At 72.1% G+C, this 13,655-nt stretch carries 13 protein-coding genes; 7 read left to right on the forward strand and 6 right to left on the reverse strand.

Going from position 1 to position 13,655, the window contains the following annotated elements; genetic code table 11:
- Nucleotides 1–19: 19 nt before the first annotated feature.
- Together OG444_RS35750 and OG444_RS35755 are read left to right on the forward strand one after the other, a co-directional pair.
- A complete protein-coding gene (locus OG444_RS35750) occupies nt 20–454 on the forward strand; it encodes a hypothetical protein (protein ID WP_327266011.1) in 435 nt (144 codons plus the stop codon).
- A 144-nt stretch (nt 455–598) separates the two neighbouring features.
- Nucleotides 599–970 (forward strand): hypothetical protein, encoded by a 372-nt coding sequence (locus OG444_RS35755; protein ID WP_327266012.1) that lies wholly within the window; start codon nt 599–601, stop codon nt 968–970.
- 155 nt (nt 971–1,125) lie between these two features.
- Here the strand turns inward: OG444_RS35755 and OG444_RS35760 are convergent, their stop codons facing one another.
- From OG444_RS35760 to OG444_RS35770, 3 genes are all read right to left on the reverse strand, one after another.
- Entirely contained in the window at nt 1,126–1,923 is a 798-nt protein-coding gene (locus tag OG444_RS35760) for a VOC family protein (protein WP_327266013.1), read from the reverse strand.
- 175 nt (nt 1,924–2,098) lie between these two features.
- A complete protein-coding gene (locus OG444_RS35765; RefSeq protein ID WP_327266014.1) occupies nt 2,099–3,319 on the reverse strand; it encodes a D-alanyl-D-alanine carboxypeptidase family protein in 1,221 nt (406 codons plus the stop codon).
- Between the two features lie 120 nt (nt 3,320–3,439).
- A complete protein-coding gene (locus OG444_RS35770; RefSeq protein ID WP_327266015.1) occupies nt 3,440–4,441 on the reverse strand; it encodes a phage baseplate protein in 1,002 nt (333 codons plus the stop codon).
- A 239-nt stretch (nt 4,442–4,680) separates the two neighbouring features.
- Between OG444_RS35770 and OG444_RS35775 the strand changes: the two genes are divergently transcribed.
- From OG444_RS35775 to OG444_RS35790, 4 genes are all read left to right on the forward strand, one after another.
- Nucleotides 4,681–4,974, forward strand: a complete 294-nt coding sequence (locus OG444_RS35775) for a hypothetical protein (protein WP_327266016.1) — start codon at nt 4,681–4,683, stop codon at nt 4,972–4,974.
- Complete coding sequence (locus tag OG444_RS35780) at nt 4,971–5,561, forward strand: hypothetical protein (RefSeq protein ID WP_327266017.1); 591 nt, start codon at nt 4,971–4,973, stop codon at nt 5,559–5,561. The genes OG444_RS35775 and OG444_RS35780 overlap by 4 nt, the downstream gene beginning before the upstream one ends.
- 766 nt (nt 5,562–6,327) lie before the next feature.
- Nucleotides 6,328–7,152 (forward strand): hypothetical protein, encoded by an 825-nt coding sequence (locus tag OG444_RS35785; RefSeq protein ID WP_327266018.1) that lies wholly within the window; start codon nt 6,328–6,330, stop codon nt 7,150–7,152.
- Complete coding sequence (locus tag OG444_RS35790; RefSeq protein ID WP_327266019.1) at nt 7,149–7,901, forward strand: class F sortase; 753 nt, start codon at nt 7,149–7,151, stop codon at nt 7,899–7,901. Before OG444_RS35785 ends, OG444_RS35790 begins: the two co-directional genes overlap by 4 nt.
- A gap of 99 nt (nt 7,902–8,000) precedes the next feature.
- Here OG444_RS35790 and OG444_RS35795 read toward each other — a convergent pair whose 3' ends face one another.
- Nucleotides 8,001–9,032, reverse strand: coding sequence for a hypothetical protein (locus OG444_RS35795; protein ID WP_327266020.1), 1,032 nt, complete (start codon nt 9,030–9,032; stop codon nt 8,001–8,003).
- A 252-nt stretch (nt 9,033–9,284) separates the two neighbouring features.
- Here OG444_RS35795 and OG444_RS35800 point away from each other — a divergent pair, with 252 nt between their 5' ends.
- The gene (locus OG444_RS35800; RefSeq protein WP_327266021.1) at nt 9,285–10,019 is read left to right on the forward strand and encodes a CPBP family intramembrane glutamic endopeptidase; all 735 of its coding nucleotides are present in this window, start codon (nt 9,285–9,287) and stop codon (nt 10,017–10,019) included.
- Between the two features lie 6 nt (nt 10,020–10,025).
- Here the strand turns inward: OG444_RS35800 and OG444_RS35805 are convergent, their stop codons facing one another.
- The gene (locus OG444_RS35805; protein ID WP_327266022.1) at nt 10,026–11,648 is read right to left on the reverse strand and encodes an alpha/beta hydrolase; all 1,623 of its coding nucleotides are present in this window, start codon (nt 11,646–11,648) and stop codon (nt 10,026–10,028) included.
- A gap of 221 nt (nt 11,649–11,869) precedes the next feature.
- Nucleotides 11,870–13,648, reverse strand: a complete 1,779-nt coding sequence (locus OG444_RS35810) for a SulP family inorganic anion transporter (protein WP_327266023.1) — start codon at nt 13,646–13,648, stop codon at nt 11,870–11,872.
- Nucleotides 13,649–13,655: the final 7 nt, after the last annotated feature.

The raw sequence follows: 13,655 nt of genomic DNA on the forward strand, positions 1-13,655 counted from the left end.
ACGGGCACCAGGGGGTCGGATGATGGCATCGGCATGGGACGAGGCACTCGCGCGGCTGTGTGCGGTCCACCTGCCGGAGCAGGCCGACGCCGACTTCCCGGACGAGCTCTTCGACCGTGTGGACGAGCTGATCCACGCCTACGGCGCCGACGACATCGCCGAGATCGTCGCCGAGGCAGTGGTGGCTGGGCGGGCGACGGTGCAGCAGGCGATCGTGTTCCTGAACGTGGCGGTGTGGTCGGGGACGGACAACGGCACCTCCATGAAGCGCACCACGGACGAGTGGGTGCGCACGTCGGACGACACGCTGCGGCTGGGCCTCGCGCTGCATCACGATGCCTATCCCCTGCCCACACGGGCCGAGATGGTTGCCGTGCTCGCCGGGACCGCCCTGCGCTTTCCCGAGCATCGGGCGGTCTGTGAGCGACTCGTCGCCGGCCGCCGCCCGGACTGAACCCGGCCCGCCCCCGGTCCATCTGCTCGCGCGACGGGTGCCGGGTCCTTTGCCGGGTAGGCGCGCCAGGACAGTGGCGTACGCGTCCCACCGCCGGCCGCCAAGGCCGACGTGACGGCGCAGGAGAAGGAGAGGGCAAAAGACGTGAAGGAACACACCGTCGAGAAGGCCGCCGAGAAGACCGCCGAAAGGGCCGCCCTGGTCGCCGACCAGATCCGTACGAAGGCCCAGCAGGCCGCGCAGGTGGTGAAGGACAGGACCCCCGAGCCCGTCCTGGACCGCGCCGTCCAGGCATCCGGGCTGGTCGCGCAGGCCGCGGCCCGTGCCGGTCGACTGGCGTCGGACAAGACCCCGGACCCGGTGCGGGGCGGGGCGGGGCGGGCCGCGACCGTGGCGCGGGCCAACCGCAAGCCGCTGCTCACCGGGGGCGCTGTGCTGGCCGTCCTCCTGCTCGCGCGGCTCGCCCGTGGACGGGGACGGGGACGGGGACGGGGCCGCGCCCGCGGACACCGATGAAGGCGACCGTTCGGGCGGGGCCGTGGCGACGCGGCGCATGACGGGCACCTTTCCGGTCCCGACCAGCCCGTACGCGGGGGCGGCGCGGCTCGCGGTGAACACCCGCGGGCCGCGCCGCCCTTCGGTCCGGCGTCAGGCCCGCCGGCTCGTCCGGCTCAGCTGCGGACCGGGGTGAGGACTACGAAGTCGGCGTTCGACGGGTCGAGGCAGACGGCGAGACGGCCGACGCCTTCCGCGTCCTCCGGTCCCATCTGTACGCTCCCGCCGTTCTCGGTGACCTTGGCGACCGCGGCGTCGCAGTCGGCGACGGCGAACACGGGGTGCCAGTACGGCCGCCCGGCCGAGAGGGCGAGGTGCTCCTGCGGGAGCTGCATGAGGCCGCCGTGCATGCGCTCCTCCGGAAGCCCGGCGGGAGTGATGAGGACGTAGGTCCCTCCGCCGCCGGGCAGCTCCATGTCGCTGTACTGCCAGCCGAAGAGTCCGCCGTAGAACTCCTTCGAGGCCGCGGCGTCACTCGTGTACAGCTCGGTCCAGGACAGTGAGCCCGGCGCGTCCACCAGCTCGACGCCCTTGTCCTTCCCCGGCTGCCAGACGGCGAACTGTCCCCCCAGCGGGTCGCTGTACTGGGCCATCCGGCCCCACTCGTCGAGATCCCGCGGGGCCACCCGGACCGTGCCGCCCGCGCTTTCCACCGCCCGGGTGGTGGCGTCCGCGTCGGTGACGCTGTAGTAGATCATCCAGGCCGGGCGGGCTCCCTCCTCGGTGAGTTTGCCGAGTCCGGCGACGATCTTTCCGTCCTTGCGGAACATCCCGCCTTCCATGTCCTCCCCCTCGCCCATGGACTCGTAGTCCCACCCGAGGACGGCCCCGTAGAAGGCCGCGGCCGCACGGACGTCGGGGGCCCCGAGGTCGAGCCAGCAGGGCGAACCGGGTACGAAGTCAGTGGTGATCATGCGGATTGCCTTTCGGACGTCGGGTGACCTCAGCCTGGCACCGCACACCACCCCTCGCGCGTCGGCCGCCGCGCCCGGTGCCGCGCCCGGTGCCGTGCCCGGTGGGGCGGCGCATGGGGGCGGTGGTCCGTTCCCGTCACCGCCCCACCCCGTCACGGCCCCCGCCCTGCCAGCGTCACGGCAGGCGTGTGTCAGGAGCGCCCGGACTCCTGCGTCGTCGGCTTCGCAGGGCGGCCGCGCCGGCGAGGGCCACCGTGACGAGGAACGCTGCCGACCAGCCGTAGGCCGACGGCGAACCAGCCGGGGAATCCTCCGGCACGACGCCGCCCGCGGTCACGGGGGCGACGGCGGCGACGGCACTCGGCTTCCCGGGCGGCGCCGTGGGCTCCAGCGACCCGACCGGATCCACCCGTCCCGCCGCGGCGAATCCCCAGTCGAGCAGGGACCACGCCTCCTCGTACACGGCGTTCGCGCCGCCCCGCTGAGGGTTCATCACCGTGGCGATCAGGGTGCGGCCGCCCCGACGGGCCGCCGCGATCAGCGTGAAGCCCGCCCGTGAGGTGTATCCGTTCTTGACGCCGATGATCCCCGGGTACCGGCCCACCCCGTCCTCACCGGTCACCAGCCGGTTGGTGTTCTCGATCCCGTACGTCCAGGTGGGGCTGCCGTCGCTGTACGTGCCGCCCGGGAAGCGGGCGTCGGCGGTCGCCGCGTACTCGGCGAAGGCCGGGTCAGCGAGACCCGTACGGCCGAAGACGGCAAGATCGTAGGCCGAGGAGGCCTGGCCCTCCGCGTCGTAGCCGTCCGGGGAGACGACGGTGGTGTCCCGGGCGCCCAAGGAACGGGCCTTGGCCTGCATCTGCGCCGCCGTCACCTCCCACCCGCCGTTCATCTCGGCCAGCACGTGAACGGCATCGTTGCCCGAACTGAGGAAGACGCCCCGCCACAGGTCCGCCACCCGGTAGGTGTGATCCGCGGAGAGACCGACCGTGCTGCTGCCCTCCGGTACGTCGTCCAGCTCGGCGTCGGTGACCGTGTGCCGGTCCGAGCCGGGCAGCCGGGGGAGGGCGGTGAGGGCGAAGAGGGTCTTCAGGGTGCTGGCGGGCGGCAGACGGCGGTGTGCGTCGTGGGCCGCGAGCACCTCACCCGTACGGACGTCGGCCACCAGCCACGAAAGGGCGGACACGTCGTCCGGCAGCGCGGGCGCTCCCTGCCGCGCCCGCACATGGGTTCCGGCCCCGTGCAACAGGGATGCGCCGACGGGGGAGGCGGGTCGTGGCGGCAGCGGCTCGGCGCGCGGGGTGCCCGCGGCTGTCGGTGCGAGGAGAACCGATGCGCCGACGGCGAGTGCCGCCGCGCCCGCGGCGGTTCTGCGGCCAGATGATCTGATGCTCATTCAGTCAGCGTAGGAATGGATCGGTCCGCTCGCAGCGACGTGTACGCCGACCAGCGGTAGGCCGGCGCCCCTCCGCCCCGGACACACGGGCGGTCCGGTGGCGGCGGGGCGCCGGCCGGATCACACGAACTCGCTCTTGTGGAAGACGCTGGCGTGACGGACGCCGTCCGTGTTCGAGTGGAAGCCGAAGGCCAGTCGTGGCCCGGCCGGCGACTGCCAGATCGCCATGCCCTGCGGTTCGCGGCCGGGCAGGGACTGTCCGGCCGTGGTCTCGAACCGGTCGACCACCGTGGACTCGCCGACGTCGTTCAGGTCGATCGTGGTGAGGTACGAGGGATTGCCCACCGGGCCCTCCAGCAGGTAGGCGTAGCGGCCGTAGGCGGCGAAACCCTGGAAGGGATGCGCGTCGCCCCAGGCGCCCCGGAACGGCAGCGCACGTTCGGCCAGCCGGTACTCGCCGGTCAGGCGGCCGGCACGGGCATCGCTCAGGGCGAAGGCGACGATGCGGCGCCGGCCGTCGCCGACGTTGTAGCGGACCACCAGCCGGTCGGTGGACGGGTCGATCACGGGCTGAGGGTTGCCCATCGGGTCGCCGATGGAGGGCGTGCGGTCCTGGATCGACGGGTCGTTCTGCTCCAGCACGCCACCGTTGACGAAGCGGAACCGGCCGATCTTGGTGCCGTATCCCGAATCCGTGTTCACCTTCCACTCGGTCCACAGGTAGACCTGGCCGTCGTACGGCTCCACGGCGATCGAGACGCCGTGGCCGAAGCCGTGCAGCGCCATCGAGCCCAGTTCATTGCCCGCCGTATCGGTCCTGGTGACCCACAGGTCGCCGCTCTTGGACCCGGGCTTCGTCTGGAGGAAGTAGACGTGCTGGTGCACGTTGTCGTAACCGAAGGACTGCAGCACCCAGTTGGTGTGCAGGGACTTCTTCCATATCGGGTTGCCGCCGGCGCCGTCGAGCCTGAACCGGGGGGAGTCGGGGACGGCCGCCTCGGCGGCGGGGGCCGCGATCAGGGGCAAGGAGGCGCCGCCGAGCAGGGCGACGGCAAGGCCGCCGCCGGCCCTGAGGATCCCGCGCCGGCCGGTCGTGCGCTTCGCGGTTTCGTCGGTACTCATGAGCTTCCCCTCGTCGGAATCGGGTCGTCTGCGCGGTCTTGAGGACCGGACCCCGTGAACACCCCCGGGTCGGTCGCTCGGGCACCTGGCTGACAAACGGTCAGGATTTTACTTCCTTCCTTCTGCGACCGATGTGGTGGTCGGGAAGGGGGGAGGTGTGCAGGGCCTTGGAGTGCCGGCCCGAATGCCTCTGTCAAGGAAGTCTTGACAGAGGGTGAGTGTCAAGGTTTTCTTGACACATGCCGATCTTGAATTCGAAGCCCTCCTCCGGGTACCTCCCGCACAGCAGCAAGTCCGCAGCCACAGCTGCCCTGCCGCCGCTCGCGGTGGCCCTGCCCGCCGTGGCGGCCATGTTCCACGACCGCTTCGGCGTTGCCGTCTCGGTCGCCCTGGTCGTCGTGTCCCTCGTGCTCGTCGCCGCCGCGGGCGCCATGGTGGCCCGGGCCGCTGCGGCGCAGGCCGACGCCGTCCGTGCCCGCCGCGACGCGGACGTGCTCGACGCCCTCGAACCGCTCGCCGGTGCGCGGCGATGAGCGACGAGCCCCTGCTCGGCCCGCTGGAGGCCGCCCGGATCCGCGAGGGCATCGCCGCGGCCGTCATCGGCGTCCCCGAGGGGCTGGCCGATTCCCTCGAACACGATGCGGCGGGCTATCTGCGCCTGGTGGACGCGTCGCGCGTCGGGGCCGAAGAGGCGAGCAGGCTCCTGCGCGAGGCCGTACAGGGCGCCAGGGCCGCCGGGCACAGCTGGGAAACGGTGGGCCGCATCCTGGGGGTCAGCCGTCAGGCCGCGCAACAGAGGTTCGCGGCGCCGGCCGCACCCGGTGCACCGACCGGCGGGGGGCCGGGCTCTCCGGAGCGCCGCATCCTCAGCCCGCTCACCGCGTTCAACGAGATGGCCGCCCTGGACGAGGCCGGACGCGACGGATGGCACCTGGTCGGCTACGGATCCTTCTTCCACGAGGTGGAGGTCTCCGGGCACCCGTGGGAGCACTGCCGTGTGACGCTCTCCTCCGGCGGCCGCCACCGGCGGATGGAGGCGGCGGGCTGGATCCCCGTCGGTGAGGGCTGGTTCCCCTGGCGGTACTACAAGCGGCCGCTCGGACCCGTGAAGGAGAGCTGAGGGCAGCGCGGGCGACCCCGCGCGCCGGCTCCGTGCCCTCACAGGGCGGCATGGCGGGCGCCGTACCTTGCCGGGACCGGACCCTGCGCACCGGCCGGAGCGCGGCGGGTGAACACGGGCGGCCCGCAAGGTTTTTGGCATCAGAGGCCAACTATTCGTCGGGCCGGCTCCGGGGCGACTACAAAGGTCGTCACCGAACCGGACCCGGCGATGGGGAAGACGCCCCGTCGACGACCGGAATGATGTCGAAAGCGGTGGATGCGCGTGCATGCGTACGGCAGGATCGAATGGGGCGCCGGCCGAATATCGCCGAGGAGTCCGAGTTCCGGCCCCTTCGCCTAATACGGACGGTCATGCCGACGCTCGCGCCGCTCATCCCCGCATACGCATCGACGGGCGCGTGCCGGCGGCAGGGGGCCCGGTCGAACGGAGCAACTACGGCCCGGAGAAGGCCGATGACGTGCACCGATCGGCGCTCTCCCCCGAGCCGAAAGCACCTTGGGCAGCGTGATGGTCCGGCTGCCGCGTGAGCGCGAACCGCAGTGCACCGCACGCGGAATTGCGCTGCTCACGGAAAGACTTCGCGCATCCGGACGGCCGGCGCACGTAAGGCCGGTCGCAGAAGTCGCAGAAAATTTTTCATATAGGCACCCATCCGCAGGCGTTGGGGCAACGAATGAGGAACGAGGGCCTCTCCAGGGTCACTCGATTCCATCCCGTACGATCTGCGATTCCCTTCCTGGGGATCCACGGAACAGGAGCGAATGTGATAGTCAAGCGCACCGGTCGCCTCGTGGTTCTCGCCGCCGTACCCGCAGCCGTGTTCCTGACGCTCGGCCTTTCCGGACCAGCTCTCGCGGAGGGCGGAAAGGCGTACCAGATCGACCTGGCGCAGTTGAACGCTTCGGGCTCCAGTGGAACGGTCATGCTCAGCCTCAAGGGCAATCAACTCACGGTGCAGATCGAGTCCGAGGGCATGGTGCCCGGACAGCCGTCGGCCCAGCATCTGCACGGTTCGACGAAGGGGCACGACTTCAAGTGCCCTGACGCCACCGACGACACCGACGGCGACGGCGTCCTCAGCAACACCGAGGCCACCCACGACTACGGCGACATCAACATCTCGCTCACCACCGCCGGCGACACCAAGGCGACCAGCGGCCTGGCCGTGGACCGGATGCCCGTCGCCGACAAGAAGGGCAAGCTCTCCTACAAGCGGACGATCGCCGTCGGCCAGGACGTGGTCGACCACATCAAGGACCTGCACGTCGTCCAGCACGGCATCGACCGCAACAAGAACAAGAAGTACGACTTCGAGGGCGCCGGCAAGAGCGAGCTCGACCCGAAGCTGCCCCAGGAGGCCACGGCTCCGACCAACTGCGGAGAGGTCAAGGGCGCGGCCGTGGGCTCCGTTCCCGTCGGCGGCATCGAGACCGGCGGCGGTTCGCCGGAGCGCATGGACGTGCCCGTGACGGTGCGCGACGGCGTGGCGATCACCGTACTCGCGGTGGTGGCCGGTGCGGTGGCCATCGGGCGCAAGCGCGTCGGCGGCCTCCCCGGCCGCCGGGAGACCACCGGGAGCGGCGCGTGAAGCCGGTCCCCGAGTTCTCCACGGCCTACGCGTCCGGCACGCGGCCCCGCCGCCGCCGGATCGCAGGCCCCCTGGCCGCCGCCGTCCTCGCCGGCTTCCTCCTCGTGGGGTGCGGCGGCCAGAACGCGGCGAAGCCGCCCGTACCGGAGGGGACGCTGCGGGGCGGGGCACCGGCCGCCGCCGACGCCGCACCCACGGGGAAGGCGCCCGCCGGTGGTGTTCCGGCGGCGCCCGCGGACGGATCCCAGAACGGTACGGCCGGGGGTGCGGGCGCGGGCAAGGCCGAGCAGGCCCTGGCCCGGTCGGAGCCGCAGAAGATCACGATCCCCTCACTCAACGTGTCCAGCTCCCTGGAGACGCTGCGGCAGAACACGGACGGCACCATGCAGACCCCGAAGGATCCCGCGCTCGCAGGCTGGTACGAGCCGGGGCCCACGCCTGGCTCCCAGGGGCCGGCCGTGATCGCCGGGCACGTCACGTGGAACGGAGCGTCCGCCGTGTTCGAGAAGCTGAAGACGATGAAGGGCGGCGACACCATCAAGGTGACACGGCGGGACGGCAAGACGGTCACGTTCACGGTGGACCGGGTCGCGGAGTACCCGAAGGCCGAGTTCCCCACGCTGGAGGTCTACAAGAACCTCGACCACGCGGGCCTTCGACTGGTCACCTGCGGAGGCAACTTCGACGCCGGTAAGCACTACTACGACAGCAACGTGGTGGTGTTCGCCCGGATGACGGGCGCCGCGTAGCCGGACCGGACGCGAGGACGGGACGTACGACGGGGCGGCGAGGACGTCCGTCGGCCGCAGGGCCCCACTGCGGCCGACGGGCCCGCCGGCGACCGTCCGTCAGCCTGCCGGACCTGCCGGACCTGCCGGACCTGCCGGACCTGCCGGACCTGCCGGACCTGCCGGACCTGCGGGTGCGGACGGCAGTGGTGCGCGGGACCGGCGGACGGGCGGACCGTCAGGGCCGCCGGTGAGCCAGGAGCCGTCGCCCAGGGGTTCCACTTCGTACGGGTGCCTCGCCTCGACGGCGAACTCACCGCTGACCGTGCCCGTGTGCACGTCGATCAGGTAGTGGCGGAACCACTCCTCCTCGTCCTCGCGCTCACCGCCCATGGTGACGACGGCGGTGTCCGGGGTCAGGTAGCCCCCGCTCCATTCCACACAGGTGTCCTCGGGGTCGTACCCGAAGGCCCCGACGGGCAGGGTGAACAGCACGTCCCCGCTGGGGTGGTCGTGGAAGGCGACGTCCTCCTGCCCGTGGTCGACGGTCATGAACTGCCGTCCACCCGGCGCCAGGCCGATCAGGCAGCGGTCCCACGACGGATACGTCACGAACCGCACCTCGCCGTCGGCGCCGGGCACACCCCTGAGAATGACGGATCCGTCCTGCCCCTCACCGATGCCGAGGTAGACGCTGCCGTCCACGGGGTGCACGTGGTGGCCGGCCCCGTGCCCGGCCGTCTCCAGCTCGCGGCGTGCGAGGACCGCCCCGCTGTCGGCGTCGTACACGACCCACTGGTCCCCGCCCCCGCGCAGCGCCATCGCGTCCGGCCGGTACACCCACACGGTCCGGCCGTCCAGGGACAGCACGCAGTCGGGCCGGTGGCCGTGGGGCACGTCGGAATGCGGCTCGAACGCCGACTCCCACACCAGGTCGCCGTCGCGCGTGAGGCAGACGACCGCGTTCCGCGTCGTGTACACGACGCGCTCCAAGTCGGACCGGACGGCCGATGCCACGGCCTCGTCGCCGGCGCGCGGCCGGAACACCGCGGCGGGCTCCAGCGCCCCGAAGGAGCCGGCGTCCATCACATAGGCACGGATCAACCCGTCGTCCTCGCGCGTGACGATCTTCGGGGGCTGTTCGGGAATCATCCGCCGAGCCTAACGCCCGGGCGCGGCCCGCCCGGCGGCCGGGGACCCGGGCCGCAGCGCACCGGTCCGGCCCTGCACGAGCCGCCCCTCCCGAGCCGACACCCCCGACCGTCAGATGATGCTGACCTGCGTGAAGCCGGAAACAATGGGGATGTTCCGGCACGGGATCGGCCGCTCGAACGAGGAGGTCCAGGGTTTCGCCGGGGGACCGGCCGCGTGCGCCGACTGTCGTCACGACCGAGGTGGGATCCCATGCCCCGCAGTACCCCCGATGGCGCCCGGCGGCTCCGGCGGCCGCTCGGTACCTGGACGGCCGTGGCCATCACGGTCGCCGTCCTCGGCGTCACCAATCTGGCAGTGCACCGCTGGTCGGGCCTGTGGGGCGTGGTGACGGCCGTCGTGGTCAGCTGCCTGTTGCTCGGGGTGCTGCGCCGGGCGGGCGGTACCCTCGCGGACGCCGGCCTGGCGCCGGGCACGCTGGCCCGCGGTGCCCGCTGGGCGCTGGCCCTGATCGGCCTGGTCGCTGTCGTCTACCTGGCCGGGGCCCTGCTGCCGGCCACCAGGACGCTGTTCGAGGACGAGCGGTACAGCGGGATGGACGGCAGCGAGGTGATGCTGCGCGCCTTCGTGCTGGTCCCCCTCGGTACGGTCCTGCTGGAGGAGGTCGCCTTCCGCGGCGTGCTCTACGGTCTCGTGCTCCGCGTCCGCGGCGCGGTGTGGGCGACCGCCGTGTCGAGCCTGCTGTTCGGCCTGTGGCACGTGCTCCCGTCGCTGAACCTGGCGACCGCGAAGCCGGCCCTGACCTCGGTCGTCGGTGAATCCGAGCTCGGAGCCGCGCTGGCCGTTGCGGGGGCCGTGCTCTTCACGGCGGCGGCCGGCGTCCTGTTCTGCGAACTGCGCCGCCGCAGCGGCAGCCTGCTGGCTCCCATGGGTCTGCACTGGGCGGTCAACGCGCTCGGCTACCTCGCCGGGTTCCTGCTTCGCTGAGCGGGCTCACTCCGGCGGCGGCGAGACGATGTTCTTCAGCCGGTCCAGGTCCTGCGCGGTGAACCCGTCGGGCCGCATGACGGCGTTCCAGGCGTCGACGTACGCGGCCTTGTACGTGTGGCCGTGGCCGTCCGGCACGCCCGTGGAGAACGGCAGGTCGGCGGTGACCTGCCAGAAGGTCACGAACGGGATCCAGACCATCGCGCCGAGCACGTCCGTCCCGGGCTTCTCGCCGATCCAGTCGGGCTCGGAGAGCGCCAGCCGCGGGCTCCACCAGACGATCGGGTCGGACGGGTGCATGAGGTAGAGGACCCGCGTGCCGTCCCACGGCCGGTCCGCCGGAGGCAGCCCGGCTTCCGGGTCGTCGGTGAAGCGGACGGTGCGGCCCTCCCGGTAGACGGGCTCGATCTCGGGGCTTCCCGCGTCGCGGTGGTCGCTGAACTCGCGGAACAGGGTGTTGAAGTTGGGCGGGCCGGCGAAAACGGTGCCTGCCGTGCGGTTGCGCAGGTCGTACTCGCCGCTGAAGGCCGTCTCACCGCCGAACGACCCCAGGCTCTCACCCGCCACGAACAGCCGCGGGCGCTGGTCCTGAGGCAGTTTGGACCACTTGTCGTAGACCGCGTCGAAGAGGTCGCGGCCCGCCTCGCGCGCCTTGGACTGGTCGACGAGGTACGACATCCACGACGGCAGGTACGAGTACTGGATCGCCACGCTGGCGGAGTCCCCGTTGCCGAGGTACTCGAAGGAGTCCACCGCGGCGGGATCCACCCAGCCGCTGCCCGTGGTGGTCATCACGAGGAGGTTCTCGCGCTCGAAGCCGCCCGCCCGTTCGAGGTCCGCGACGGCCCGGGCCGCCCGGGTCTCCGTGTCGTCGGAGGTCTCCAGCCCGGCGTACGCCCGGACGGGCTCCTGCGCCGTGCGGCGGGTGAACGCGCCGATCTCCTGGGCGGTCGGTCCCTTGCCGGTGAACGCCCGGCCCTCCCGGCCCAGCGAGTCCCACGGCACCAGCGAGCCGGGCCCGCCCGAACGCAGGGACGACGTGGGCTGGTGCACGCCTTCCGGGGTTTCGGTGTCCCGCAGGGAGAAGGCCTCGTTGGAGGCGTTCACGAAGCCGTTCAGAAGCAGCCCGGAGAACGCGGCCCACGCCAGGCCCGCCACCAGGAGCCAGCCGACCACCTGGGCCGCCCTCCGGCCGATCCAGCGGTCGAGCAGATCGGCGGCCCGGCGGTACAGGGCTCGTAGCCCGCGCCCGGCCAGCAGCAGGAGGAGGAAGACGAGCGCGGCGACGAAGGGGCAGGCGACGGTGGCGAGCGCGCTGTAGTCGGTGACCCCCATGAGCCCGCGGATACGGTGCTGCCAGTACTGGCCGAGCCCGAACGCGACACCGAAGAGGACGACCGCGCAGACCGCCAGGACGATCCAGGACCGGCGCGAGGGAGTGCGGGCGTCACGGTCGGCGAAGGCGCGCCATACGTAGGCCGAGATCACGCCCAGCCCGTAGCCGATGGCCGCGCCGATGCCGCAGACCAGTCCTTGAAGCACGCCTCCGCGGGGGAGCAGTGACGGGGTGAAGGACAGGCACGCCAGGAGGAGCGCGCCCCAGCAGCCGGGCAGCGTCAGGCGGGGCACGAGACGGTGTGTGCGCGGTGCCGGCTCTCCTTGCGCGGGCTCTCCCGGTGCAGGCGCCGGCTGGTCATCGGTCATCGCTTCCTCCGTCGTCATGGTCCCGCGGCCCGGCCGGTCCTGCCATCCGGGGCGAAAGCCCGCGGTCGGCGGGCCGCGGCGGGCGCGTTCCACGCACCCGTCGGGCCGTCACCTCCCGCCTCGCTCCTCTCCGTCACCCCTCGCCGTCACTTCTCGTCGGCGGGCGGTTCCTCCGGGGTGGCGGCGGTGGCCGACGCGGAGGTCCACTGCGCTCCGGTACGCAGGCGGAAGGCGGCGACGGCGGCCTCCACGGTGGGGAAGAAGTGGCGGGGGTCGATGGTCCGGGTGAGTTCGTACCGCTCGATCTTCTGCCGCACCGGGTCCTTGAGCTCCGCGAACACGAGGTGCACGTCCTCCTCGTTGAGCGCTTCGTCGAGCTCCTCCAGCACGTCGGCGGCGGTGGTGTCCACATCGGTCATGGGCTCCGCCGCGACCACGATCCAGCTCGGCCGCGGATCCGCGGCGGCCAGCCGCCGGATCTCGTCGCGGAAGGTCTTGGCGTTGGCGAAGAAGAGCGGGGCGTCGAACCGGTAGATGACCAGGCCCGGCAGCTGTTCGGCCTGCGGGTAGGAACGGATGTCGTGGTAGCCCTCCAGGCCCCGCACCCGCCCCAGTACGGTGTCGTACGGCCACCAGGCGCGCCGGAAGACGTTGAGGACGGACAGGCCCACGGCGATGGCGATCCCGGGCAGCACGCCGAGCAGGGCGACCCCGACGAAGGCCGCGAAGCACAGCAGGAACTCCGCCCGGCGCTGCCGCCAGAGCCGTACGGCCCCCGGGACGTCCGCCAGGGACAGTGACGCGGTGATGACCACGGCGGCCAGGGCCGGCTGGGGGAGGTTGCGGAACAGGCCCGGCGCCACCACGAGCATGAGGATGATCAGCGCCGCTCCGACGACCCCGGTGAGCTGGCTCCTGGCCCCCGCGCGCTCCGCCACGGCCGTCCGGGACCCGCTGCTGCTGACCGGGAAGCCCTGGAAGAGCGCGGCCGCCAGGTTGGCCGCACCGACGCCCGCCATCTCCTGGTTGCCGCGGATCTCCTGGCCGGAGCGCGCGGCGAAGGCGGAGGCGTTGGAGATGGTGTCGGCCAGGGACACCAGAGCGATGCCCAGCGCGCCGCCGAGCAGCGGCGCGACGTCGGCGAGCCGTACCGCGGGGATCGTGAACGGCGGGAAGCCCTCGGGCAGTACCCCGACCAGGCCGACGCCGTGCTCGCCGAGGCCGAAGGCGGTGGCCGCGGCGATCGCCAGGACCACCATCACGAGGACGGCCGGGACCTTCGGCAGGAAGCGCTGCAGGATCAGGACCAGGGCGATCCCGCCGAGACCCACGGCGGCCGCCGCCGGTACGACCGCCCCGTCGGCGATCTTCTCCACGAGGCCGACGCACTCGCCGATCAGGTTGTCCGCCTCGACCTTGAAGCCGAGCAGCTTGGGCAGCTGACCGATCAGGATGGTCAGGGCCAGGCCGTTCATGTAGCCGATCATCGTCGGTTTGGAGATCAGGTCGGCGATGAAACCGAGCTTCGCCACCGAGGCCAGGATCATGATGGCCGCCACCATGACGGCGAGCATCGACGCCAGTGCGACGGCCCGGTCGGGATCCCCGTCGGCCGCCACCAGGGGCAGCACGGTCGCGGCGATCATCGGTCCCAGCGAGGAGTCCGGGCCCAGCACCAGGATCCGGGAGGGCCCGCACACCGCGTACCCGAGCATGCAGAGGATCGTCGTGTACAGGCCGGTGATGGCCGGCAGGCCCGCCAGTTCGGCGTACGCCATGCCCTGCGGCACCAGCAGTGTGGTCAGGACGACTCCCGCGACCAGGTCCTTCGCCAGCCACTCGCGCCGGTAGGACGACACCGCGCGGATACCGGGAACCGCCCGGAAGCGGGAGAGAACGGCGTGGCCGTCGCGCCGGGTGGTCACGTACCGG

This window comes from Streptomyces sp. NBC_01232 (genome assembly GCF_035989885.1).
GTDB lineage: Bacteria > Actinomycetota > Actinomycetes > Streptomycetales > Streptomycetaceae > Streptomyces.